The 23,378-nt window shown below is 40.0% G+C and carries 25 protein-coding genes; 16 read left to right on the plus strand and 9 right to left on the minus strand.

The features are described from left to right. Positions 1 to 26 precede the first annotated feature (26 nt). Genes FTT86_RS10525 through FTT86_RS10535 form a run of 3 tightly spaced genes read left to right on the plus strand, consistent with a single transcriptional unit; the run spans position 27 to position 1,374 of the window. Positions 27 to 584 carry a hypothetical protein gene (locus tag FTT86_RS10525; RefSeq protein WP_180181161.1) on the plus strand — a complete coding sequence of 186 codons (558 nt, stop codon included), beginning with the start codon at positions 27 to 29 and terminating at the stop codon, positions 582 to 584. Continuing rightward, a complete protein-coding gene (locus FTT86_RS10530) occupies positions 581 to 799 on the plus strand; it encodes a hypothetical protein (RefSeq protein WP_180181162.1) in 219 nt (72 codons plus the stop codon). The genes FTT86_RS10525 and FTT86_RS10530 overlap by 4 nt, the downstream gene beginning before the upstream one ends. Beyond that, complete coding sequence (locus tag FTT86_RS10535; RefSeq protein ID WP_180181163.1) at positions 799 to 1,374, plus strand: lysozyme; 576 nt, start codon at positions 799 to 801, stop codon at positions 1,372 to 1,374. The genes FTT86_RS10530 and FTT86_RS10535 overlap by 1 nt, the downstream gene beginning before the upstream one ends. Positions 1,375 to 1,494: 120 nt before the next feature. On the opposite strand, the gene FTT86_RS10540 is transcribed toward FTT86_RS10535, so the two are convergent. Beyond that, positions 1,495 to 2,028 carry a right-handed parallel beta-helix repeat-containing protein gene (locus FTT86_RS10540; RefSeq protein WP_180181164.1) on the minus strand — a complete coding sequence of 178 codons (534 nt, stop codon included), beginning with the start codon at positions 2,026 to 2,028 and terminating at the stop codon, positions 1,495 to 1,497. A 699-nt stretch (positions 2,029 to 2,727) separates the two neighbouring features. Then, positions 2,728 to 4,233 (minus strand): diguanylate cyclase, encoded by a 1,506-nt coding sequence (locus FTT86_RS16260; RefSeq protein WP_373886128.1) that lies wholly within the window; start codon positions 4,231 to 4,233, stop codon positions 2,728 to 2,730. A gap of 16 nt (positions 4,234 to 4,249) precedes the next feature. On the opposite strand from FTT86_RS16260, the gene FTT86_RS10550 reads away from it, so the two are divergent. Continuing rightward, positions 4,250 to 5,063 (plus strand): IS5 family transposase gene (locus FTT86_RS10550; RefSeq protein ID WP_180181165.1). Its coding sequence is split into 2 segments (ribosomal slippage): positions 4,250 to 4,636 and positions 4,638 to 5,063, totalling 813 coding nucleotides; the frame shifts between segments, so codons are not numbered across the junction. 1,104 nt (positions 5,064 to 6,167) lie between these two features. Next, entirely contained in the window at positions 6,168 to 6,386 is a 219-nt protein-coding gene (locus tag FTT86_RS10555; RefSeq protein ID WP_004645598.1) for a hypothetical protein, read from the plus strand. 252 nt (positions 6,387 to 6,638) lie between these two features. Here FTT86_RS10555 and FTT86_RS10560 read toward each other — a convergent pair whose 3' ends face one another. The 3 genes from FTT86_RS10560 to FTT86_RS10570 all read right to left on the minus strand — a co-directional run bounded on the left by FTT86_RS10560 (position 6,639) and on the right by FTT86_RS10570 (position 8,655). Then, a complete protein-coding gene (locus FTT86_RS10560; protein ID WP_004731641.1) occupies positions 6,639 to 6,989 on the minus strand; it encodes a hypothetical protein in 351 nt (116 codons plus the stop codon). A 200-nt stretch (positions 6,990 to 7,189) separates the two neighbouring features. Next, positions 7,190 to 7,855 (minus strand): hypothetical protein, encoded by a 666-nt coding sequence (locus FTT86_RS10565; protein ID WP_004279028.1) that lies wholly within the window; start codon positions 7,853 to 7,855, stop codon positions 7,190 to 7,192. 101 nt (positions 7,856 to 7,956) lie between these two features. Further along, on the minus strand, positions 7,957 to 8,655 hold the full coding sequence (locus FTT86_RS10570) for a DUF3820 family protein (protein ID WP_004279026.1): 699 nt from the start codon (positions 8,653 to 8,655) through the stop codon (positions 7,957 to 7,959). 331 nt (positions 8,656 to 8,986) lie between these two features. Between FTT86_RS10570 and FTT86_RS10575 the strand changes: the two genes are divergently transcribed. The 7 genes from FTT86_RS10575 to ahpF all read left to right on the plus strand — a co-directional run bounded on the left by FTT86_RS10575 (position 8,987) and on the right by ahpF (position 17,914). Beyond that, positions 8,987 to 10,231, plus strand: a complete 1,245-nt coding sequence (locus tag FTT86_RS10575; RefSeq protein WP_004731639.1) for a S9 family peptidase — start codon at positions 8,987 to 8,989, stop codon at positions 10,229 to 10,231. Positions 10,232 to 10,385: 154 nt separating this feature from the next. After that, positions 10,386 to 11,636, plus strand: a complete 1,251-nt coding sequence (gene glyA / locus FTT86_RS10580; protein WP_004279023.1) for a serine hydroxymethyltransferase — start codon at positions 10,386 to 10,388, stop codon at positions 11,634 to 11,636. Between the two features lie 505 nt (positions 11,637 to 12,141). Beyond that, complete coding sequence (gene rnk / locus FTT86_RS10585; RefSeq protein ID WP_180181166.1) at positions 12,142 to 12,546, plus strand: nucleoside diphosphate kinase regulator; 405 nt, start codon at positions 12,142 to 12,144, stop codon at positions 12,544 to 12,546. Between the two features lie 341 nt (positions 12,547 to 12,887). Then, positions 12,888 to 13,679 (plus strand): hypothetical protein, encoded by a 792-nt coding sequence (locus FTT86_RS10590; protein ID WP_004279021.1) that lies wholly within the window; start codon positions 12,888 to 12,890, stop codon positions 13,677 to 13,679. Between the two features lie 16 nt (positions 13,680 to 13,695). Next, a complete protein-coding gene (locus FTT86_RS10595) occupies positions 13,696 to 14,829 on the plus strand; it encodes a toxic anion resistance protein (protein WP_180181167.1) in 1,134 nt (377 codons plus the stop codon). A 37-nt stretch (positions 14,830 to 14,866) separates the two neighbouring features. Continuing rightward, on the plus strand, positions 14,867 to 15,784 hold the full coding sequence (locus FTT86_RS10600) for a hypothetical protein (RefSeq protein ID WP_180181168.1): 918 nt from the start codon (positions 14,867 to 14,869) through the stop codon (positions 15,782 to 15,784). A gap of 564 nt (positions 15,785 to 16,348) precedes the next feature. Then, positions 16,349 to 17,914, plus strand: a complete 1,566-nt coding sequence (gene ahpF, locus FTT86_RS10605) for an alkyl hydroperoxide reductase subunit F (RefSeq protein ID WP_180181169.1) — start codon at positions 16,349 to 16,351, stop codon at positions 17,912 to 17,914. A 250-nt stretch (positions 17,915 to 18,164) separates the two neighbouring features. Here ahpF and FTT86_RS10610 read toward each other — a convergent pair whose 3' ends face one another. The 3 genes from FTT86_RS10610 to FTT86_RS10620 all read right to left on the minus strand — a co-directional run bounded on the left by FTT86_RS10610 (position 18,165) and on the right by FTT86_RS10620 (position 20,375). Then, positions 18,165 to 18,419 carry a YfhL family 4Fe-4S dicluster ferredoxin gene (locus tag FTT86_RS10610; RefSeq protein WP_004645588.1) on the minus strand — a complete coding sequence of 85 codons (255 nt, stop codon included), beginning with the start codon at positions 18,417 to 18,419 and terminating at the stop codon, positions 18,165 to 18,167. 2 nt (positions 18,420 to 18,421) lie between these two features. Next, positions 18,422 to 19,831: a tRNA 5-hydroxyuridine modification protein YegQ gene (gene yegQ, locus FTT86_RS10615; protein WP_180181170.1), complete on the minus strand. Its 1,410-nt coding sequence runs from the start codon at positions 19,829 to 19,831 to the stop codon at positions 18,422 to 18,424. Positions 19,832 to 19,964: 133 nt separating this feature from the next. Next, positions 19,965 to 20,375 (minus strand): Cd(II)/Pb(II)-responsive transcriptional regulator, encoded by a 411-nt coding sequence (locus tag FTT86_RS10620; RefSeq protein ID WP_005106480.1) that lies wholly within the window; start codon positions 20,373 to 20,375, stop codon positions 19,965 to 19,967. A gap of 86 nt (positions 20,376 to 20,461) precedes the next feature. Here FTT86_RS10620 and FTT86_RS10625 point away from each other — a divergent pair, with 86 nt between their 5' ends. The 3 genes from FTT86_RS10625 (at position 20,462) to FTT86_RS10635 (ending at position 21,709) form a co-directional block, all read left to right on the plus strand. After that, positions 20,462 to 21,085, plus strand: coding sequence for a cation transporter (locus FTT86_RS10625; RefSeq protein WP_180181171.1), 624 nt, complete (start codon positions 20,462 to 20,464; stop codon positions 21,083 to 21,085). A gap of 171 nt (positions 21,086 to 21,256) precedes the next feature. Beyond that, the gene (locus FTT86_RS10630) at positions 21,257 to 21,508 is read left to right on the plus strand and encodes a hypothetical protein (RefSeq protein WP_004279009.1); all 252 of its coding nucleotides are present in this window, start codon (positions 21,257 to 21,259) and stop codon (positions 21,506 to 21,508) included. An 18-nt stretch (positions 21,509 to 21,526) separates the two neighbouring features. Then, complete coding sequence (locus tag FTT86_RS10635) at positions 21,527 to 21,709, plus strand: hypothetical protein (RefSeq protein WP_004279008.1); 183 nt, start codon at positions 21,527 to 21,529, stop codon at positions 21,707 to 21,709. Between the two features lie 64 nt (positions 21,710 to 21,773). Here the strand turns inward: FTT86_RS10635 and FTT86_RS10640 are convergent, their stop codons facing one another. After that, positions 21,774 to 22,553 (minus strand): ferredoxin--NADP reductase, encoded by a 780-nt coding sequence (locus tag FTT86_RS10640; RefSeq protein ID WP_004279005.1) that lies wholly within the window; start codon positions 22,551 to 22,553, stop codon positions 21,774 to 21,776. Positions 22,554 to 22,658: 105 nt separating this feature from the next. Between FTT86_RS10640 and tsaA the strand changes: the two genes are divergently transcribed. Then, complete coding sequence (gene tsaA, locus FTT86_RS10645) at positions 22,659 to 23,378, plus strand: tRNA (N6-threonylcarbamoyladenosine(37)-N6)-methyltransferase TrmO (RefSeq protein WP_044113030.1); 720 nt, start codon at positions 22,659 to 22,661, stop codon at positions 23,376 to 23,378.

Consider the following 23,378-nt stretch of genomic DNA (forward strand, 5'->3'; position numbering starts at 1 on the left):
TTTATTACCAAAATTTAGGGGGCACAATGTCTAATGACTACACAACTGATCCACCAGTAGCGACAGCAGGGCAACTTCTTGCCATATCAGACAAGATTAACGATCTTGGAAAAAGTATGGATAAGTTAGCTGAAATGCCCCAAAAGCTTGACCGCATGAATATGCAGTTAGAGCAATTAAATAAAGAGCATCAGCAGACCCGGAATGACTTAACTCAGACTCGGGATAATTTGCAAGACGATCTGGATCGAGCAAAGTCAAACTTTAAAAGTGAGATCAAGCAAGTCCGAAATGAGATTGATCCGAAGTTTAAAGAAATGGATATGCAGATCAGGGTGCTGCATGAAAGTAAAACCAAGATCGATAGCATCACTAATCTTGTGCGCTTTGGTGGCATTTTTTTAGCTGGCCTATTTGTGGTTGCCTGGAACACCCAGACCAACAAAACGGACACGGTAAATACTCAGACCATGACCAACACCCAAAGCATTCAAGTACTTGAAAAGCAATCTGACCAACTCTTAAGAACGGTTGAAGAAATCCGCAATAAACTTTATGAACGAAATATGAGAGAGGAAAAATGAAATTCATCCCCGAAAATGTCTGGAAATATTTATCTGTAAAGCTCCCAGTTATCGGAGCTTTTTTATTGGGTGTTCTTCCTGTTTTAATTCAAGAGGGCATTAATACACAGCTTATCCCTACTGAATACCATGCTATTTTGCTTTCAGTTGTATTGCCTGCATTGGCGTACATTGGCCGTAAGATTGCGCAGCCTAAAGTTAAGGGTGGTCCATAATGAAACACATTTTTGATTTCTTACGAAAGATCAGTGGTGGCAAACTCACCCAAAAGCAGGTTGATGCTGCAGATAAGTTAATTGCAACTGCCTATGATGACTTGAACGACGTGCTGGGTACCGCCATAGATGAAATGCATGTGAGTCCAAGTGGAGTCGATTTGATCTGCAATTTTGAAGGTCTGCGACTGAAAGCCTATGATGATGGCGTAGGTGTATGGACTATTGGTTTCGGCACCATAAAATACCCAAATGGTATTCGTGTCAAAAAAGGGGATACCTGCACACTGGATCAAGCCAAAGCTTATATGCAGAACGATCTGAAATCATTTGAGCAGACTGTAAATAATACGGTCAAAGTTCCACTCAATCAGAATCAGTTTGATGCCCTAGTTTCGCTAGCCTACAACATTGGATCAACTGCATTCAAAAATTCCACCTTAGTCAAACGATTGAATGAAGGTAATTATAATGCTGCTGCCAATCAATTTAATGTTTGGGTCAATGCTGGCGGCAAACGCATGCAAGGTCTGGTGAATCGCCGAGCTGCAGAAAGGACTTTATTCTTAAAATAAATAAATGCCCTCTAATGAGGGCTTTGTTTTTTTACTTTAATAAATAATTATTGTTGCACAGCTCATTCGATTACGACGAATGTGAGTGTGGGGATATGTGTTGGGGTGGTTTAAGTTGAGTTATGATAGCCCCATATTATTAAAATATGGTCCAAAAGTAGCTAAAAGAATAGGGCCATATTCCTTTGAAAAATTAACAACCCTTTCAGTAATAGATGTAAATTGATCTATTTTAGAAAGTGCACTTTCTTCCAGTATCTCTACACGCTTCTCAGCCGGACTAGTATCTAATTTCTCAAATAAATTTCGTAATTCATTTAAATCAACATTTTTTGGTATGCCAAAATAATCATAAGGGCTGTACTGGCTTACCCGAATAGCTTCTTTTTTCGCATTTTGTATATGATTATGAGCTATTTCGCCCTCAAAAACTTCATCAATATCAATGCCAACATCCACATTGTTCATCCTATTTCCATATATTTGCCCATCAATTAACCCCCTGGTTTGTATCCCAGTGCCACAATTTAGGAAGGTGTTTCCATAAATTTTTGGTCCTTTACTCATTTCGCTACCACCTAAATATATATATCTTAAATAATAAGTAATTATGTTAAGCCTAAAAGTATTACTCATCTTATTATTTAAAGACATTATTTCCACCTTTTAAGCCCAAACCCCACCCAGATTCCTTCCTAAAAATCTCTCCATTCTTTATCGTGTGCTCTATGTAAAAGTAGGTCCATGTTTTCATGTAAATCCCTCAATAATAAAAATAGGGATCCTGATTGTTCTTAGCCACCTTATTGCATTCTTTGCACTTAATACTCTCAATAGAGTAGAGCCCACGAGTTTGTTTGCCTTCCGCAGCAGCAACAATAGAAAAGTGCTGGGTATCATTAAAACTATAGTCATCCCACGCTCTACATACAGAGCACTTAAGAATTTTTCTATCACAGTAAATGTGCGGTTGTTCCATTATATTTTCCCCTCTATTTCAATCAAAATAGATGATATAATCTACTTACACAAGGATTTGAAGACTTGTGGATAAAGTCACGTTTAGACCAAGATTGTCCCATATTAAAATAAGCTATTGTTTTGCTTGAAAAGATACTACGTTGACATGGTAGAGATAACAGAAAAATGATGCGTATTTCCTGAGCTTTACTGGTGTAATATATTGATAAAAGGGACTAGAACCCGAAGCACTTTTTATTTTAGTAGTACATTTAGTGGTACATATTTTAAAAGCAAAATATAAAGTTAGTCAAAACAATAGCTTAAAATGCAATTCGTATGCACGCTGAGCGCACCATTTATTTAAGCTATAAAACTGAAAAATAAATCAAATTAGCAACGCACACAGTTGCGGCCATCATCTTTCGCCCGATAAAGATTGTTATCGGCAATTTTCAAAACGTCTAGAATATTTTTAGAACTGTCTGGCCAAGAAGCAATCCCAATCGAAATGCTAATGTGACCTATATTCTGAATCTCTTTACCTGCAATCTCTTTTCTGAACCTTTCCGCACTTTCATACACTTCAGTGAGATTGCTGTTCGGTATAATAATGATAAATTCTTCACCGCCATAACGGCAGCAAATATCATCTTTACGAAATTTTTGCTGCATCGTCTTGGCAATATGTTTTAAGACAACATCACCTTGATCATGACCATAATTGTCATTCACGTTTTTAAAGTGATCCACATCCATCAGAAGTACTGAAAACGGGATGTTCATTTTCATGTTTTGAATCATGACGTAATTTAAACCACGACGATTCATCAAGCCGGTTAAAGGATCCGTATTAATATGATGATCCATCTTGCTCATTTGTTGTGAAAATTTGCGAACACTGAGCAGTAGGGCTAACTTGAATTTTGTGACCTCATAGTACCAAGGCTGGATATTCTTAATTTTTGAACCGATTTCTGCCTGATTTAGCAGACTCGCCATATCTGCCAGTTGATTCAACGGGGCCGAGATAGAGTCAGACAGTCGCCATACAATATAAAAAACAAGCAGATAAAATAAAAAGAATCCTGCGGCTAATTTATAAAGGATAGAATTTGCCTGTTTAAGTAAATCATGGGTGGGTTGTTGGGAAACCACGATCCAGTTTGAAGTCGGAATATGAGAAAAACCCGCCAGATTATCAGTGCCCTGGCTATTGATTAAACGAATTTGACCATTTTTATGCGCATGCATATATTCCAGACCAGTATTATTGCTGGCCAATTGACCGATTCTTTCACGATCGGGATGGAAAATAATTTTATTTTCATTGTTAATCACATACATATAACTATTCTTATAATTTTTATAAGTGGTTAGAAGCTGATTAATTACATTTTTTTCTTTTAAATAAATCGCTGAACCGATGAAGCCCTGATAGTGATTTGACTTGTCAAAAATAGGTTGAGAAATAAACACAATCATATTTTTTTGCACAGAAAAATAGGGCGAAGATATATAAGTCGATTTTTTATGAAGAGAGTCAATAATCCCTTGAGTATGTTGTATTTTGCTTTTATCAATATGCAGAATATTAGGGGAAAAGTTTATCAGTCTGCCTTGGGTGTCACTGATCACAACACTGTTATAGTGTTCAGACTGATATTTTAATTTATTGACCTCGGCTTCTCTTAGCTCATTGTTATTAAAGTCTTGACCTAATATCTTGGCACTATAGTCCAGCTCAAGAAGCATATTTCTAAAATGGTTGTCTGTGCTTAATGCAATTTTATGTGCATGATCAGAGTTTAAGGCAAGAGAATTGTCGATTAACTGATTTTTTACGATCTGATAGCTAATAATGAGAGAAATAATAGATCTCTTGCGAAAGTAAAAAATTGTTTATACTAGCCCCATGAAATATGAAAATTTAACTAGATTTAATGATGGGGAATTTAAACGACTCGTTGGAGTTCCTCGTCCATTATTCTTAAAAATGGTATCGGTGTTACAACACGCTGAACTTGCCAAGAAAAAATCTGGAAGACCTCATTCGTTGTGTTTAGAGGATCAATTGTTGTTAACTTTAAATTACTTACGCTGTTATAGAACTCAAATTGAGTTATCCGCTGACTATAACCTAGCTGAAAGCAATGTGAATCGTACTATTCAAAAAGTTGAAAATGCTCTGATTCAATCACGGATTTTCGCATTGCCTAAAAGGAATCAAAAGTTTAGTGAGGGGGATTATGTGATCGTTGATGTCACTGAGTCACAGATTGAGCATCCCAAAAAAACAAAGAAAATTCTATAGTGGTAAAAAGAAGAAACATACGCTAAAAACACAGGTCATTTTTAACCCAAGACTAAAGAAAATTGTAAGTATACAGGTCGAAAGTGGCAGAAAACATGATCTGACGATTGCGCGTAAGTATTTGAAGGAGATGATTATTTATCCTTGTATCATGGCAGATTTAGCCTATAAAGGATTTCATCAGATTAAGAGTAAGTTACTCATTCCAATCAAGAAACCTAAGAATTTATCATTACCCAAAATAGCAAAAAAGATCAACCAAGAAATCAGTCGGCGTAGGACAGCCATTGAACATATCAACGGCAAACTTAAACATTTTCGGATATTAACAGAACGCTATAGAAATAGACGGAAACGATTTGGTCTAAGAATGAATTTAATTGCTGGAATGGTGAATTGGATGCTCTTAAATTAACTTTCGCAAGAGATCTAATAAAAAGGCTAGACACACTAAAAATAGCCAATAAAAGTATTAACTGCCTTAAATTGAGATCAAGGTGTTTCCTAAAATTATTAGCTGACATAAAAAATTAGATATACCTCGATGTATTTATGAGCATTGTATTGCATTTATATTCAATGTTTAAGGTTGATATAAAATTAAATTTCCATTAAGTGGGAGTTTTTATTTCGATCAAATTTAGAATTTATAGATTGCTTGGCTGTAAATAGGGTGGATTTGAAAAGCTGAGTAAGGTTCTGAATATTTGACTATGCTGCAAATAAAAATATGGTATTTAACGTTCAAAAAATCAATTGAATAATTTTGATTTCCTCATGTAAGTTATTAAATAATCAGACAAAAATATAGTTAATTGACATTGATGGGAGGTTAAATTGTCGCCATTTTTTGAAAAATAATCATTTTAAAATTAGTCGTATCGATTCATGACAGCAGTTTCTTTGAATATTGCGTCCTTTTCCGGAAGTATTTTTTATTTATAAAAAATCATATTCCAACTTAAATTTTAAAGCGCTTATTGAGATTATGAACGAGAGTATTGAGCCGTCTATGCAACGGGAAGTTGTATGCTTAATAAGGTATTTTTCTAGAAATCAATAAATTAGATAAAGACGATATGAATGCAGAAGTCTTCGGATAACAAGCCAGAAATATTCTAATCTGCTTTAAAAAAATGACAATTAAAATCTTGTATAAGTCTTCTTTTAGAAGTGTAAAAGAGTATTGTCGGCTAAAAAAATACTGTTATATTCAACTCATGGTAGGTCGTAAAATCAATAAGACGCTACCGATAAGTTGGACGGATCAATGACAGTTAGTTGAGTTTGATGTTCATCACCAGACAATAAATCTAGCACTAGCCATCCAACACAGAGCTCGCAGAAATGCGAGCTTTTTTAATGTCTGCACAATTCATTCAGTTTAATATTTTTTTTCTTATAATCCATTCAGATAAAAAAGTTTACATTGCCAAATTCGCTAACATCTTGAAGATTAATCGCTTGGCTAATTATGGTATAAAAAACTGCAAATTGGATAATGAGAGAGGAAGGAAAAATGTCAAAGATGATTGATATCAAAGTGAAAGATCAATTTAGCCAAGTGACTGAAGCGAAAGCGATGCTGCGTTCCTTTGCAGAGCACAACATTCATCATGCAGCTGAGTTGGTCAAAAAAATTGAACACATCGTGGTGGATGGTGAAACCATTCTGCCGAGTATTGAGTTGTTGTTTGAAAGCCAACAATCTTCAAATATTTATCGCGTTATCGAATAATTTAATCAGTGAACTTCAGATAGGTAGAAAAAAATTGAACTTATTTATCCGAAATCACCGATTCAGCAGATAAAAAACTCACCATTTAGGTGAGTTTTTTATACTTTGGTGTTTGCTAGCTTGGATACTACTGTATGCAGCTATAATCAGCTTCTGATTCAATATCTAAGAGAAGACAACGTGATAATGGGCTTTAATTGGCCGAAGAAATATCCCATAACAATAAAAAAGCTCGCTGGAGTGAGCAAATATTTAAATCTGTTTAAGCTGCAGATTCACATCATATTTTTCAAAATCTTTTAGAATCTGCACTAAAGTTTGCTGTGCGATTGTATGCTCAGGGCTTAAAGAAATTTCCTGACGAGTCGTGCTGTCAAAACATTCAATGGCCTGGATCAGCCAATGATGCTCAATGGGACTTTTTTGAATCAACACACGGCGCGGTTGCAAGCTGTCACTGATCTGGCGGGGAAGTACATAGGTGATCGCCAGTTGCACAAATTGCAGTTCTTCAACCGGACTTAAAAAGGTAATTACCCAATTGCCAACTTTACTCAGTTGCATGGGATTATCGAACGCATCGAATTCTAAATAATGTGACATATACATGATCCAATCGGATGTCTATGCTCACTATATGGCGGGATTATAATTCTTTTTCTATCACGCTTAAGTCGGATATTTCGAGCTTTAAATTTTGCTTAAATATAAATATATCAAATAACCAATTAGTTATCTTAAATAATTAAAGCTGCCTCATTGTTAAACTCGCTTATTTAAGAGTTTAAAAGACTAAGATATTCTTATTCAGGCGCTTCATTTTGCTGCAATTGGTCTAAAGCAAAATTGATCTGCTTCAGAATGTGATTCAATTCTTGGGGAGCAATACGGCTTTCCTGAAGGGACGTAATCCATTGCATTTGGCACAGTTTTAAACTGCGCGTATCCGGCGCTTGTAAAATCTGATGAATTTGCTGCTTGGCCATCAAGCCACAATATTTTTGTAAGCTTTCCATCATCATATATTTAAGGTCTTCAAAAGACATAGGTTGCAGTTCAGGCAGCTTTTTTGCATGGCTTGAATCCGTTTCAGCAGATGGAATGTCCTGCGCTACTTTAATGGATTCCATCTCAGGATGGAGTTCTTTTGTCGCAGAAGCTGCTGCTATCGATGAGTCCAACGATCGGTGAATCTCGGAGTGTGCCAGGTCAACTTTTGTATCTGTTCTTGCATCAGCCTGCTTTTGACTGATGGCTACCTCGCCCGTTTCAGCTGGAATAATTAAATCCATGGCATAAAGCTGATCTAAGAGTTCGGCAGGAGCAAGCTGTTGTTTTAAGCCATCATTTAATAAGTTGAAATCCTGGCTGCCGATCAGAACCAGTAAGCGGCGTTGGCGTGCGGTCAGTGGGATGGAGCGATCCTGTAGCACCTCGATCCCACGTTGAGTTTTATAAAAATGCATCATAGCTGAATAGATTGTTGCTAAAATTCAGCTAGAGCATAGTCTGTGAAAATTACATTAATATGAAGTATTTATTAAAATACTGAGGTTTGTTTTGATAAAACCTATAATGTCGTGATCGCCGTATTTTCAAGGGCCTTACGTAAATAAGGATCCAGTTCATCCTGACGCAATAGCCATTGCACATAGTCAGTAGGAAGTTCGGCGATGGCAGTACCGCGATGTTTGCCAAAATTAATCGTACGTGGAATTCGGGCATCTTCAGAAGCATCGAATAATTCCTGCATACTGTTGATTTTTAAATGATGCACAATATGCATCAAAATATTGGCAGTTAAAATAATATCCATATCGGCACGATGTGCTTTACGGATCATTTCACGCGCTCTTTCGCTGCCTTTGGTGATCATATAGATCAGTGCAGAAATATTGTGTGCTTCCGCATCTGGCCAGACCCGACGAGCTAAAGCCAAGGTGCAAATTGCCTTGATTTTTGAAGTATCTACGCCACATTTTTCGATGGCACGGACGTCATAATCAATATTATGGCCGATCATGTAGACGGTTTCATCAGGTAGGCGAAAGGTAGTGTAATGCGGCTGACCTTCCAGATCCGATTCCAGAATATGATGCACGGCCATGGCAGCAAAAGAAATGGCTTCGTCACATGAATAAAGCTGATCAAACAGGCGGCTTTTATCCAGACTGATTTTATGCTCTACAATTTCGACAGGCGCATAAGCAATTTCGATGGGTTGACCATTTAAAGTATGCGTTTCGGTATCAAGAATAATGGCCTGCATGTCGGAAATGTGCCTGAAAAGAGAGGAGAGTAAAATCTAACATTATTATTTTGCAACTGACAATTGAATTGCTTTATTTCTGTATTAATTGCAGGCTTTTTAACGTATGACGACTATTTGTATAGTTCTGAAAAGGGGAAATTCTCTATTTTTAAGTTTGCTGATTTCATAATAAATATAAACTGACGCGAATTTAATAGAAAAAATAACGCATTCTTTTCTTGATATTGTTTAGATAAATTGGGAAATTACATGTAGTTTTATCGTTTGTTAAAGATAAAACCAGAAAAACTCATTAGAGACGATAATAAATAAGATAAGGATAAGATCGATGAAACGTCAAGTATTGACCTGTGCTCTTCTCACATTAAGTGTAGCCTTAACTGCTTGTAACGATGATAGTGATAATGATCGTTTTTACGAGTCCAAACCTGCTGTTCCAGTAAATAATATCGATAATCCAGTCGTGGCAACACCTGTAGCCTATACTCAAACGGATTTCTCCGGGATCGCTGACGAAAGTGTGATCATGACTTATAAGATGTTAGGAATTAATGGTAAGGAAACACAAGCTACTGCATTAGTTTTCACACCCGAGGGAACGCCTCCAGCTACAGGCTGGCCAATTGTGGCATGGGCACATGGAACTACCGGTGTAGCTGATCAGTGTGCGCCGAGTCGAAAAGCGCTGAATGATTATATTAAAGCCATGATTGGCGGGTTTCTCCAAGCTGGCTATATTGTAGTGGCACCTGACTATGAAGGTTTAGGAGAGCCAAGTGGAAAAGAACTTCATCCTTTCTTGAATCTGAAAAGTGAAGCTTATTCTATTACTGATGCAGTTGTGGCTGCACGAAATTATTTAGGTTCACAAGCGTCCAATCAATGGGTTGCAGTAGGGCATTCTCAAGGTGGCCAGGCAGCTTTAGGCGCTGCGCAATATGCAGCACGTGCTTCTAAGATGACCTATAAAGGTACGGTAGCTTTAGCACCTGCTTCTAATTTTAGCCTGATTTTGTCAGGTGGTGAGACGCAAGCTGGACAAGAAACCGATCTGGGTAAAAAGATTGAAACTTTGGCGTCTTTAGATACGTTCACGGCATTGATTACTGCCGGTTTACGTAATCCAAACCCAAATCTGCAATATAGCCAGATTTTTAAAACACCGACTGACCAGATCGCTAAGAATGCGGAAACTGATTGCTATGATGTACTGGGTAATAAATTTGGTGCTGCAATGGGACAGTATGCTCAAAATAACGGAACTTTAGAAGGATATCCTCGTACTCAAACTAACTTTATGAGTATTCCAGTCGTAAAGAGCTTCTTGGAAAAAGATTCTCAGCCTTTACTTGTTAAAGTTTCTACGCCAGTGATTATTTATCAGGGTTCAGCAGATAGTACCGTTCCGAAAGCAGCAACAGATGTTTTGGTTGCACTCGCCAATCAGAAACAAACTTCAGTACGTTATATTACGGATGAGTCAAATGCGACTAAATGGGATCATGGTAGCGTCTATGCACTGAATATTCCTAATATTATTTCAGATGTAAAATCTCTAATGCCAATTCAATAACTTATTTTTATCTGAATGGCTCATGTTTTTTTAGATATGAGCCATTTTTATTGCAAACTGAATAAAGTTCATGATCGAAAATTTAAAACTTCATGCTACAATACGCGCCAATCTTAGCACGGCTTAAAAGCCCTAAATCAATAGGACCTCGCTAATGTTTGCCAATATCTCTATCGCTGAATTTGATCCAGAATTAGCTCAAGCAATCTCGAATGAAGATGCTCGTCAAGAAGCTCATATTGAGCTAATCGCTTCTGAAAACTACTGCTCACCAGCAGTTATGGAAGCTCAAGGTTCAAAACTTACTAACAAATATGCGGAAGGCTACCCAGGTAAACGCTACTATGGCGGTTGCGAGTATGTAGACGTTATCGAACAATTGGCGATTGACCGTGCTAAAGAACTCTTTGGTGCTGATTATGCTAACGTTCAGCCACATGCTGGTTCACAAGCAAACTCAGCAGTTTACTTAGCGCTTCTTAACCCAGGCGATACAGTTCTGGGTATGAGCCTTGCTCACGGTGGTCACTTGACTCACGGTGCAAAAGTAAGCTTCTCTGGTAAAACATATAACGCGATTCAGTACGGTTTAAATCCTGTAACTGGCGAGATCGATTACGAAGAAGTTGAGCGTTTGGCGCTTGAGCACAAGCCACGCATGATCGTTGCTGGTTTCTCTGCATACAGCCAAATCGTTGACTGGCAGCGTTTCCGTGAAATCGCGGACAAAGTTGGCGCTTATCTGTTTGTTGATATGGCTCACGTTGCAGGTTTGGTTGCCGCTGGCGTTTACCCAAGCCCGGTGCAAATCGCTGACGTTACTACGACTACGACTCACAAAACACTTCGTGGTCCACGTTCAGGTCTGATCCTTGCGAAAGCAAACGAAGAAATCGAGAAGAAACTTCAATCGGCTGTATTCCCAGGCAACCAGGGTGGTCCTTTGGTTCACGCGATTGCTGCGAAAGCAATCTGCTTCAAAGAAGCAATGGCACCTGAATACAAAGCTTATCAGCAACAAGTAGTTGTGAATGCGAAAGCAATGGCTGAAGTATTAATCGCTCGTGGTTATGACGTAGTTTCTGGTGGTACTGAAAACCACTTGTTCTTGTTGTCTTTAATCAAACAAGACATCACAGGTAAAGAAGCTGACGCTTGGTTAGGTGCTGCTCACATTACTGTGAACAAAAACTCTGTACCAAACGATCCACGCTCTCCGTTCGTCACTTCAGGTATCCGTATCGGTACACCTGCAGTAACAACTCGCGGTTTTGGCGAAGCTGAAGTGCGTGAACTTGCAGGCTGGATCGCTGACATCCTAGATGCTAAAGGCGATGAAGCTGTTATCAACGCGGTGAAAGAGAAAGTTGCAGCGGTATGTGCTAAATTCCCAGTTTATGCATAATCGCTTATAAACGGAAAGGAGCTCCCAACCGGGAGCTTTTTTTATAGCTGTAAAAATAACGATGTAAAAGATGTTTAGACTTGATCGGGCTTATATAGATCAATTTCCATGCCGTAAGAGATTGAGTCATCAATAAAATCATATTGAGTTTTTCTCAATCTGGCTTAAAGTCTTTTATCAACTATTTGTATTTTTAAATGCTTTAAAAGAATGAATGCATTCGTTGCATGCTTTGCTTGAAATTATTTACAGGAATTATTTTCAGAACCTGACACTTTAAAAATAATAGGTTATTGAGCTGAAGATCATGGTAGATGAAGCGCTTGAGTGAATCCCATGTTACTGTAAGGTGGTGCTGATATAAGCGCCGTGAATGACATCATTCTTTTTATTTAAACGTTATATGGATCGGTATCATTTGAATATGGGTAAATCCTGTATTTAAAAATGCTGCTGGCGGTTGATTGATTAATTTTTCATTTATGCATTAAACAAGGTAATAAGGATGACTAAACCCAACATTATTTTATCTGAGCAAGATTTACATCGTCTGGAAACGATGCTGGAGAATCAGAGCAAGCTGAGCGAAACCATGATCCGCTTAGAGGATGAATTGGCACGTGCCGAAGTGGTCGAGCCGCAAGCGATCGCAAGCAATATCGTGACCATGCATTCCCGTGCGTTGTTGACCATTGCACCTTCTACGGAAGCTGTTGAGGTGACACTAGTTTACCCACACGAATTTAAAGGTGAAAAGGGGCAGGTCAATGTCATCGCACCGATAGGTGCAGCCATTTTGGGCTTAGCAGAAGGTCAAACCATTGAATGGCCACAACCGGATGGTAATACCATGAAAGTGACCATTGAAAAAGTGCTGTTTCAGCCGGAGAGCGAAGGGGATTATCTTTAAGCCAGCGTTGGATCATCCTTGAAAGCCATAGCAATATGGCTTTTTTGTATATGGATTTTAAGTAAAACCTGGTGTTGTAAGCATTTAGATCAGATTGAATACATTTTAAAGTTCTAAATGCTTAAAGTTAAACAATTCTCAAGATGCTACGTAGCCATTTATCTCTGTAATTGGATTGTCTTGCCAAAATCATAATTAAAATAAAGATAAAACATGCATTTAGTTAAAGTGATGTAACGAATTTCTGGATAAATATACACAACGCAGTCTGTTTTTTTGCTACATTCGAAGATGTTCTAGACTTCTTTGTTTCACTTTTTTTAAAGGATATCGCCTCAACCATGTCGCGCTTTGAAGCTCTACCTGCCTTGACTGACATGATGCTTGATCGTGAGGAAATTCTGGCGATTAAGCGTAATGAGCTTGTGCCTGTACTGGATAATCAATATGGGCTGAATCATTATGCAGATGCTTTGATTCAGGCACAGTCCGTTCTACTGAATGGTGTAGACCCGCACTTGACCCAACAGTTAAGCCATACCATTGAGCAATTGATTCAGGCTTTGGCAGAATCTAAAAAATATCTGAAAAAACGTAAATTTAATGCCCTACAGAAATGGCTAGGCATCGATCTGGATTATGGCTCAAGTCAGGTGGAATATTATCAACGGCTAGACCGTTTGCTCGATCAGGCCGATCACTTAAGCCGTAAATTGCAGATTGAAATTCAGAAATCGCAGTCACGTTTTCAGCAGCTTTTGGGGTTGCGCGAACAGATGGCCAAGCACATTGTCGCAGCAGACGAGTTTCTGTCTGAATATCCGCTATTCGTCAAAAACCAGCATCCCTTGGATAATTTTTCAGAACGCCTCTCCAAGAAAATTAATACCTTACGTACCTTGCAAAGCAGTAATGACATCGCCATTACCCAGATGCAGCTTTCGCAGCAGCTTTCCTTTAGCCTGCTGGATCGCTTTAAGGAAGCACAGCAGGTCTTGATTCCGGCCTGGCAATATCATGTCAAACAAAGCCAGACGAAACACTCGACAAGTGATCTGGAAAAACTTGATAATAGCCGTGAGAGTCTGATTAAAACGTTAAAAAAATCCCTCGAGAAACCCTCGAAAACATAACAATATAAGGTGAACTATGACCAAGTCTGATTTAGTAAATTTACCTGTTGAAAGCTCGAATGAACTGGTCGAACAAAAATTCCAGCAAATGGACCTGAAAGAACTGGGCTTACAGCCTGCTGACTTTCAGGAGGTGCTGGCTGCACGTAAAGAGTTGCAGAACATGAGTCATAACAGCGTGGCTGAATATGGCAAAAATATTGCGACCAAAACTTCGACCTATACCGATGAATTACTGAATCTGGTGCAAAATAGAGATCTGGATGCGACAGGACAGAAGCTGAATCAGGTGGTACAGGTGGCTCAGCAGCTGAATACCAGCAGTATTCTCAATAAAAAGAAAAGTTCGGGTTTTTTTGGCAATATCATTAGCAAATTCAAAGGTGCGAAAGATAACTTTGATGCGCATTTCAATACCACTAAAGAGCAGCTAGATGTACTGGTGAAAGAGATTGAAACCTCGCAATCCGGTTTGAAAGCACGTGTTGATACCCTGGATAAAATGTTTGACGGGGTACAGGATGAATATAAACAGCTCGGGGTACATATCGCCGCAGGCCGTTTACGCGAACAGGAGCTGCAGCAGGAAATTTCCACTTTAACCGCCTTGCCGCACGATCAGAGCACCACCCAGAAAATTTATGACCTGAACCATCTGGCCAATAATCTGGAAAAACGTGTCAGTGATTTACAGGTATTGCAGCAATCTGCCATGCAGACCTTGCCAATGATCCGGATTATCCAGTCGAATAACCTGATGCTGGTCGACAAGTTCTATGCGATCAAAAACATTACTTTACCAGCGTGGAAAAACCAGATCAGTCTCGCAATTTCATTGAGCGAACAGAAGAACAGTGTACAGCTGGCCAATACCATTGATGATGCCACCAATGAGCTGCTGCGCCGTAATGCAGACCTGTTACATCAGAACTCGGTCGATACCGCTAAAGCCAACCAGCGTTCGGTGATTGACATCGAAACGCTTGAACATGTGCAAAACACCCTCATTAAAACCGTAAACGATGTGATTCAGATCCAGAAAGAAGGAGTACAAAAACGCACAGAAGCAACCGTGCGTTTGAAAGCTTTGCAGGATAATCTGAATCATTTGGTGATTGAATCAAGTACCAGTGGATCCAAGCCCAACTAAACCAGGTAGGGCCAAAATCTGAAAGAAGGAGTAGAGATTGCCGCCCTTAGATGAATACACCGTTAAGCCTCAGGACATCAAGCAGGGGGTAGTTGCACTCAAGAAACGTCAACGCAATTTGATGCTATTGGGTTTGACCACCTCTACCATATTTATAGCTTCAATGATGAGCCTGTTTTTCCAGCAGGAACTGGTCTATGGTTTTTTTGGCCTGAGTACTCAAGTACAACAGTTGCATTTACCGGTCAGTGTAGATGCCACACTGGCCAACATTGGTGATAGTCCGGATTATTTTTTTAGTTTGCTGAGCTGGTTTGGCTGGCTGATTATTAAAATTTTTGCCTCTTTCATCGGCGCATTTTTTGTGATTGGCTTACTGAAAAAGTTGCGTTTCTTTTATGTGCGCTTTCAGTCTTTTCTGCTGAAATTTGTTGGTTGGCTGATTGCTTTTATCGTGATCTGGTCAGGATTGACTTACTGGCAGCATGATCTACGTAATGATCGGGATGATGCTTATCAGCAAGTGGTGTATTACGACAGCAATATCAATGACAGTGAAATCGCCCGTTATCTGGCCGATTCAGAGATTGCACCACCAGTAAAGTCTTATTTACTGGCGCAAACGGCATTGCTGCATAAGCCTCAAGATTTATCTGCCGCAAAACCTTATGTTTTAAATTTGGTTGAAGCAGAAAAACAGGATCCTAAATTTGAACAATATGGTTTCAAGCCTGAACAAATCTGGACCATGCAGCAACAGGTCTATGGTCAAGCCATGACACCAGTCGCCAAGAGTGTAAATACGCAGGTACAACAGGCGGATCAGTTAAGTCAGATCACGAATCTGGTTATTATTGGTGTTGCTATTTTATCGGCACTACTTAGCCTAATCTTGTTTTTCTTGGCCAACTCAATCAAGGGTCGTTCTCTGCGTATCGAACAGCGGATTCATTAATTTCCCAAAATGCTCCTGAATAGGGTAATGCTGATCAGTTAAGGAATTTAGAAATAGACTCTTTAGCTTTTCAGTCGTTTATGAAAGAGTCTTAACTTTTTAAATCAAATACTTGCAATATCACTTGTTACTTTGGTTTCGCCCAAAGTAACCAAAAGCATTTGTCATCCGCAAAACTCGTCAGCCACTATCCCTTAGTAAATTTGTCGCAAAAACAATCATTTTTTAATGTAGTCCTGCCTCAAACAGTTGCGGATGACTTTGCTACCTATCAAATATAATCTTGAATTTAAAAAAAATGCCAGTCAATTGCTTAACTGACTGGCCTGGCATTACCTGAATAGGGAGCATTTTTTGATGGAATTTCAACGCTATTTTTAAGACAACCTATTCAACTTGCTCTATATAGCCCAAAAATAAAAACAAGGCAGCATAAAGTCTATAACGGAATTAATAATCTAAAATACCGATCAATAAAATAAAAACAAACTGTTTTACCTATTTATTCAATTCATTTAATATCCTGTTATCAAATAAACATTTACTCCTTTGGAGACGTTAGCAATGTTAGATCAAAATACTTCAGCCCAACTTAAAACCTTATTAGAACGCCTAGAAGGCCAGATTGAACTGGTGGCGACTTTGGATGGCTCTGACAAATCAGCCAAAATCCAGGAACTGGTGTCCGAAGTGGCTGCACTGTCTGACCTGGTCACTGCACGCTTTGACGGGACCAATGCACGTGCGCCAAGTTTCGGGATTGCAAAAGCTGGTGAGGAACCACGTGTATTCTTTGCAGGCTTGCCAATGGGCCATGAGTTCACTTCGCTGATTCTGGCATTGCTGCAAACTTCAGGTTATGCACCAAAAGTCTCTGATGAAGTTTTGGCGAATATCAAGAGCCTGGGTGTTCAATCTAACTTTGATGTGTTCGTCTCTTTAAGCTGCCATAACTGTCCGGATGTGGTTCAGGTACTTAACCTGATCGCCATCTATAACCCAGGCACTACAGCGACCATGATTGATGGGGCTTTCTTCCAGGAAGAAGTAGAAGAACGCAAAATCATGGCGGTTCCGATGGTGTTCCAGGACAACCAGCATATCGGTCAGGGTCGTATGACACTGGAAGAAATCATTGCCAAGCTGGATAGCAATGCCGCTGCCAAAGATGCGGAAAAGCTGAATGCCAAAGACGCCTTTGATGTTCTGGTGATTGGTGGTGGACCTGCTGGGAATACCTCTGCAATCTATGCAGCGCGTAAAGGCATTAAAACCGGGATCGTGGCGGAGCGCATGGGCGGTCAGGTCATGGACACCATGGACATCGAAAACTTCACGTCTGTACAAAAAACTCAAGGTCCGAAGTTTGCAGCCGAGATGGAAGCCCACGTGCGTGAATATGGTGTCGACATCATGAGCCTGCAACGTGTGTCTGATATCAAAGGGGCAGACGAAACGGCCAATGGTCTGGTGGAAGTGACTTTAGAGAATGGTGCCAAACTGGAATCTAAAACCGTGATTCTGTCGACCGGCGCACGCTGGAGAGAGATGAATGTTCCAGGTGAGCAGGAATACAAAACCCGTGGTGTGGCATACTGCCCGCACTGTGATGGCCCACTGTTCAAAGGCAAGCGTGTAGCCGTGATTGGCGGTGGTAACTCGGGTGTTGAAGCTGCGATTGATCTGGCAGGGATTGTTGAACATGTAACGCTGGTGGAATTTGATACCAAGCTGCGTGCGGATCAGGTGTTGCAAGATAAACTGAACAGCTTGCCGAATACCACCGTGATCAAAAATGCTTTATCTACGGAAGTGGTTGGTGATGGTTCACAAGTGACTGCACTGAAATACAAAGACCGTGCTACGGATGAAGAGCATGTGGTTGAGCTGGCGGGGATCTTCGTGCAAATCGGTTTGTTGCCAAATACGGACTTCCTGAAAGAAACCCAAGTTGAGCTGACCAACCGTGGCGAGATTGTGATTAACGACCGCAACGAAACCAATGTGAAAGGTGTATTTGCAGCAGGTGACTGTACCACAGTGCCTTACAAGCAGATCATCATTGCCACCGGTGAAGGTGCCAAGGCATCACTGTCTGCTTTTGATTACATCATCCGTTCAGGACAATAAAAAAATAGCACCTGGGTTCCCCAAAACCGAGGTGCTATATCTTATAAATACATTATTATCGCTTTATAGGAACTCAGGACGCTAACACCCGAGTTCCTTTTTTTATATTTATTATTGGAACAGCCAAAAGTGTCCCCACGCACTTTCAGCTGTTCCTTTCCTCTGCACAGTTTTTGTTTTCAACCCTTATTTTTATACTTTCCCCAAGGTTGTTTTTATATAAAGCAATGTTTATTCCATCGCTTCATTTTTAAGATTTAAATAAGTTCAAACCCTTAAATTTTTCCAGTAATTGTTCTTGTGTTTCCCGATACTCCGGATGTGGAACAATGCATTCAATCGGACAGACATCTACACAGGTCTGATGCTCATAAAAACCGACGCATTCTGTACAACGGTTCACATCAATTTCATAAACTTTCGCACCCTCATAAATCGCGTCATTTGGGCATTCCGGTAAACACATATCGCAATTGATGCATTTGTCGGTAATCAGCAGTGCCATATTTAACTCGCTTGATAAGCCAGTGAAGATGCCGAAATATCCATAGTCGAGCTTGGCAGATTACGAATCAGCAGGGCATATTGCATATCAACATCTGCCGGAACTGGAATCTCAACGATATGACCTGAACCTTTGGCGTCTTCGATCAGATTACCTTTTTTGTCTTTCATTTCGGTTAAATTGAAAGTGATATTGCCTTTAGTCGTCATCAGTTCGAGTGAGTCACCGACGATAAAACGGTTTTTCACATCGATCTTGATGTAATCTCCATTGCGCTCCAGTACTTCACCGCAGAAAATTTGATGATCAAAACTGGAAGAACCATGTTCATAATTCTGATATTCACTATGCACATGGCGGCGTAGAAAACCTTCGGTATAACCACGATTCGCTAAGCCTTCCAATTGTGTCATCAGTGACGGATCAAAAGGTTTACCCGCAAGCGCATCATCAATCGCTTTACGGTAAATTTGAGCAGTACGGGCGCAATAGAAATAAGACTTGGTACGGCCTTCGATTTTCAGTGAATGCACACCCACTTTAGTTAAGCGCTCTATATGTTGGACTGCACGTAGATCTTTAGAATTCATGAAATAAGTGCCGTGTTCATCTTCTTCTGCGGCAAACATGTCTTCTTCGTTGCGCTGTAACAGCACTGGCTCGTTGAATTGGTGCTGCATCTGCATGTGCTGTTCATCAGCATCTTTAGAGCAGCAGCCTGAATCCAGATTTTTTACTGGAATGACATCACCGGTTTCATCTTCCTTGGCATCCAGAACTTTATATTCCCAGCGGCAGGCATTGGTGCAGGCACCCTGATTGGCATCACGTTTGTTCATATAGCCAGACAGCATGCAACGGCCAGAGTAGGCCATACACAATGCGCCATGAACAAAAACCTCAATCTCCATATCGGGCACTTGCTGTTTGATTTCTGCAATTTCTTCAATCGACAGTTCACGTGACAGAATGACACGGGTCAGCCCCATGTTTTTCCAGAATTTCACAGTTGCCCAGTTCACGGCATTGGCCTGAACAGAGAGATGAATATCCATCTCTGGAAAATGTTCACGCACCAGCATGATCAGTCCTGGATCGGACATGATCAGCGCATCCGGCTGCATCGCGACCACAGGTTCCAAGTCACGAATAAAATTTTTCAGTTTGGAGTTATGCGGCTGGATATTGACCACCACATAGAATTTTTTGCCTATTTCGTGCGCTTTTTTGATGCCAAGCGCTAAATTGTCATGGTCAAATTCATTATTACGAACACGCAGGCTATAGCGTGGCTGGCCAGCATAGACTGCATCTGCACCATAAGCAAAAGCATAGCGCATATTTTTGAGTGAGCCAGCTGGTGAGAGAAGTTCGGTAACGGTGGTAATGCTCATGATCAAATCGAAAGACATATAAAAAGTACGGCTTTATTCTAATCATCTGGAATTTGGATTCAACCTAGTAAATCACTCGGAAATACGCGATTTGGATGTAAAACAAGGTTCTTTTTTAAGTAGGGAATCCTCCATAAAATATCTTCAATATTCAGTCATTTTCAGGATTTTCAAGCGTTTTTAAAATCTGGCAATGATCAATAGTGGTTGGGGTGTTGCAACTTTCTCTCAGTGTGATCAGTTGCCGTTCAAATATTTGTAATTCTTTAATTTTATTTGAAATATCCGAAAGATGCTGATCAATCAATTGGTTGACGGCACAGCAGTCCTGTTCCGGATTTTGTTCAAGTTGAATCAGGGTTTCAATCTCTTTTAATGACATGTCCAAGGCACGGCAACGCTTGATAAAAAGCAGTCTTTTTAATGCGTCTTCACCATAATAACGATACTGATTACTTGCTCGAAAATTCGGCTGAATAAAGCCTTTTTTCTCATAAAAACGTAGGGTATCAGTGCTTAGACCAGTTTTTTTAGCCATTTCTGAAATCAAATAAACTGACATATCGCCCTCCTGCTTGACCTTGGAGTTAGTCCATAGTTTCTAATCAATTTATCGTATTTTAGATAAAAAATCATCGGGGGAATGATATGGCCTGTAGTTGTAGTCCTGAACCGGCACCCATCAAGCCCAACAGCAAATTTAGAACAGCGCTATGGATTGCCTTGCTGGTGAACTTCACTTTATTTGTAGTGGAGCTGATCGGTGGTGCATATGCACATTCATCGGCCTTGTGGGCAGACGCGCTAGATTTCTTTGGAGATGCCGTCAATTACGGGATTTCTTTGGCTGTATTAGGGGCAAGCCTGTATTGGCGCGCAACAGTTGCCCTGATTAAAGGCTTGACCATGGCTGTATTTGGCTTGGTGGTGATTGGAAAAGTCATCTACGCTTTTATACAAGGTATACCGCCTGAAGCGCTAACTATGGGTCTGATTGGTGTTCTGGCCTTAGTAGCGAATGTATTTACAGCCGCCATTCTTTATGCTTTTCGTGAGGGTGACTCCAATATGCGGTCGGTCTGGCTCTGTAGTCGCAATGATGCTATCGGGAATACTGCCGTGATTTTGGCAGCCGTAGGTGTATTTGGTACAGGCAGTCTTTGGCCGGATATTATTGTGGCTGTAATTATCGCTACACTCGGCATCACATCAGGTTATCAAGTGATTAAGCAGTCTCTGGAAGAAAGATCACTTAAACATAAATCCAGCTAATTTTTATATTTAAAGCTGTCCTGCAGGGCAGCTTTTTATTTATTTCCATTTTTATAATATTTGAAAAATAAAGCTTTACAAATAAACAAATTAAATTAGAATCTCTGGCGAAATTCAGAAAATATACATAAATTTTAATAATTTAGTTTTTTGCATCGTGCGAGGGTTAATGTGAATTTAATTAAAATTTTTTCAATATTGGCAATATCGGGGCTAGCCGCTTGTAGTTCCAAAGTCGTGACTTATGATGCAACAGGAAAAATCATCGGTTCATGTATGGCGACGCGTGGCCTACTTTCGACCGCAAGTGCACATTGTAGTGGTTCAGGCGATGCCTTAGGTGTGAATTACAATACGCCAGATGCGAATACAGGCCTGTTACCAACGCCACCAAGCCAAAATCAGATTAATTTAAAACCGTAAATAATAAAGGGGAATATCATGAAATTATCAGCACTTATTGCACTTGTAGCGACTGTTGTATTGACGGGCTGTGCATCGTCAGTAACTACATTTGACTCTCATGGCCGTATGATTGGTTCATGTAAAGCGCAAACGGGTTTCATCATTGCAGGTGGCGCAGGCTGTTCAGGTTCTGCAAACCAGGAAGGTCGCGATCGTTAATTATTTGGTGATGGTTCCAATAAAAAACCGGACTTTTAAGTCCGGTTTTTTATTTTAGAAAATCTTATTTTTCAACGAATGCACGTTCAATCACGTAATCGCCTAAAACGCCCATTTTCGGAGATTCTTTCAGACCGTGTTGATCAAGAAGCGCAGCAACGTCATCTAGGAATGCAGGGCTACCGCATAACATGGCACGGTCAGTTTCCGGGTTGAAACGTGGCAGACCGATTTTTTCAAACAGTTCACCGGTTTCAATCGCGGTGGTTACACGACCTTGGTTTGGATATTCTTCACGGGTGACGGTTGGGTAATATACCAATTTTTCTTTCGCGCCGAGTTCAGAGAAGAATTCATGATTTGGCACTTCATTCAGGATCAAATCTTGATAAGCCAGTTCTGAAATGAAACGGGTACCGTGAACTACGATGATTTTTTCAAAACGCTCATAAGTTTCAGGATCGCGAATAGTCGACAGGAACGGTGCAAGACCAGTACCAGAAGAAAGAAGGTAAAGATTTTTACCTGGGTTCAAGTCATCAAGTACCAATGTACCTGTCGGCTTTTTAGAAACCAAAATGTCATCACCGACTTTGACTTTCTGTAAAATCGAAGTCAGTGGACCATCAGGCACTTTAATTGAGAAAAACTCTAACTCTTCTTCGTAGTTGGCGCTTGCAATTGAATATGCGCGCATTAACGGCTTGCCATTGACTTCAAGGCCGATCATTACAAACTGACCGTTTTTAAAACGCAAAGCAGTGTCACGAGTCGTTTTAAAAGAGAATAAAGTATCATTCCAGTGGTGGACGTGAGTAATCTTTTCGACGTTAAAAGCAGCCATTAAAGGTCTCAATAAATTATCAAATTAGAACAGCTTGCTATTCTAATCTAAATTCATTCTCGATAAACTGAATATATTTAATTGAGCTTATCAAAAAAAGTGATGATGACTGAACTGACGCTGCCGATTATTGGTTATATGCGTTCTCCCTATAAAGAAAAATTTGGTATTCCTCGTCAGCCGAATCTGGTTCAGGTCGAAAGCTATATTGAAATGGTCGGGCCCTATAATGACCTGCTCGCCTTTGAGGGAATTGAAGAATTCAGTCATTTGTGGCTGGTCTGGCAATTTCATGACAATAAAAACCAGCACAACAGCCAGTTTCGTCCACAAGTGCGTCCGCCGCGTTTGGGTGGTAACAAGAAAATAGGCGTGTTTGCTACGCGCAGCATGTATCGTCCATCACCGATTGGTTTATCTGTGGTCAAACTCAAAGAAGTGAGAAAAGTGGGCAAACATGTTCGAGTGTATGTGACAGGGAGTGACTTGCTCGATGGCACGCCAATTATGGATATCAAACCTTATATTCAATATTCGGATGCCATCATTGAAGCACAAAGCGGTTATGCACAGGATGAACCACCACGTAAAACCGTCATTTGGAGCGATGAAGCGGAGCAGCAAAAGCAACAATTACTAGGAAATGGAAAAATTTCTGTGCAGACTATTCAGGAACTGGAAGCTGTCTTATCTTTAGATCCAAGACCTGCATATCAGGAAGATGAAGAACGGGTATATGGGATGAAGTTTGCAAATGTTGATATCCATTTCAAAATTCATGCTCAGCAAGTGCTAATTGTTGCTATCCAGCATATTCCTTCCTAG

Origin of the sequence: Acinetobacter sp. YH01021, assembly GCF_013420255.1 — a bacterium.
Lineage (GTDB): Bacteria > Pseudomonadota > Gammaproteobacteria > Pseudomonadales > Moraxellaceae > Acinetobacter.

Coding starts and splice junctions, on each gene's coding strand:
- FTT86_RS10540 (WP_180181164.1), bottom strand. CDS start 2,028: ATGTCTTTAAATAATAAGATGAGTAATACTTTTAGGCTTAACATAATT.
- FTT86_RS10525 (WP_180181161.1), top strand. CDS start 27: ATGTCTAATGACTACACAACTGATCCACCAGTAGCGACAGCAGGGCAA.
- FTT86_RS10620 (WP_005106480.1), bottom strand. CDS start 20,375: ATGTCAGTTTATTTGATTTCAGAAATGGCTAAAAAAACTGGTCTAAGC.
- FTT86_RS10555 (WP_004645598.1), top strand. CDS start 6,168: ATGTCAAAGATGATTGATATCAAAGTGAAAGATCAATTTAGCCAAGTG.
- FTT86_RS10590 (WP_004279021.1), top strand. CDS start 12,888: ATGTCGCGCTTTGAAGCTCTACCTGCCTTGACTGACATGATGCTTGAT.
- FTT86_RS10640 (WP_004279005.1), bottom strand. CDS start 22,553: ATGGCTGCTTTTAACGTCGAAAAGATTACTCACGTCCACCACTGGAAT.
- FTT86_RS10530 (WP_180181162.1), top strand. CDS start 581: ATGAAATTCATCCCCGAAAATGTCTGGAAATATTTATCTGTAAAGCTC.
- FTT86_RS10565 (WP_004279028.1), bottom strand. CDS start 7,855: ATGATGCATTTTTATAAAACTCAACGTGGGATCGAGGTGCTACAGGAT.
- FTT86_RS10610 (WP_004645588.1), bottom strand. CDS start 18,419: ATGGCACTGCTGATTACCGACAAATGCATCAATTGCGATATGTGTTTA.
- FTT86_RS10625 (WP_180181171.1), top strand. CDS start 20,462: ATGGCCTGTAGTTGTAGTCCTGAACCGGCACCCATCAAGCCCAACAGC.
- ahpF (WP_180181169.1), top strand. CDS start 16,349: ATGTTAGATCAAAATACTTCAGCCCAACTTAAAACCTTATTAGAACGC.
- FTT86_RS10635 (WP_004279008.1), top strand. CDS start 21,527: ATGAAATTATCAGCACTTATTGCACTTGTAGCGACTGTTGTATTGACG.
- tsaA (WP_044113030.1), top strand. CDS start 22,659: ATGACTGAACTGACGCTGCCGATTATTGGTTATATGCGTTCTCCCTAT.
- FTT86_RS10575 (WP_004731639.1), top strand. CDS start 8,987: ATGAAACGTCAAGTATTGACCTGTGCTCTTCTCACATTAAGTGTAGCC.
- FTT86_RS10595 (WP_180181167.1), top strand. CDS start 13,696: ATGACCAAGTCTGATTTAGTAAATTTACCTGTTGAAAGCTCGAATGAA.
- FTT86_RS10570 (WP_004279026.1), bottom strand. CDS start 8,655: ATGCAGGCCATTATTCTTGATACCGAAACGCATACTTTAAATGGTCAA.
- yegQ (WP_180181170.1), bottom strand. CDS start 19,831: ATGTCTTTCGATTTGATCATGAGCATTACCACCGTTACCGAACTTCTC.
- FTT86_RS10535 (WP_180181163.1), top strand. CDS start 799: ATGAAACACATTTTTGATTTCTTACGAAAGATCAGTGGTGGCAAACTC.
- glyA (WP_004279023.1), top strand. CDS start 10,386: ATGTTTGCCAATATCTCTATCGCTGAATTTGATCCAGAATTAGCTCAA.
- rnk (WP_180181166.1), top strand. CDS start 12,142: ATGACTAAACCCAACATTATTTTATCTGAGCAAGATTTACATCGTCTG.
- FTT86_RS10560 (WP_004731641.1), bottom strand. CDS start 6,989: ATGTCACATTATTTAGAATTCGATGCGTTCGATAATCCCATGCAACTG.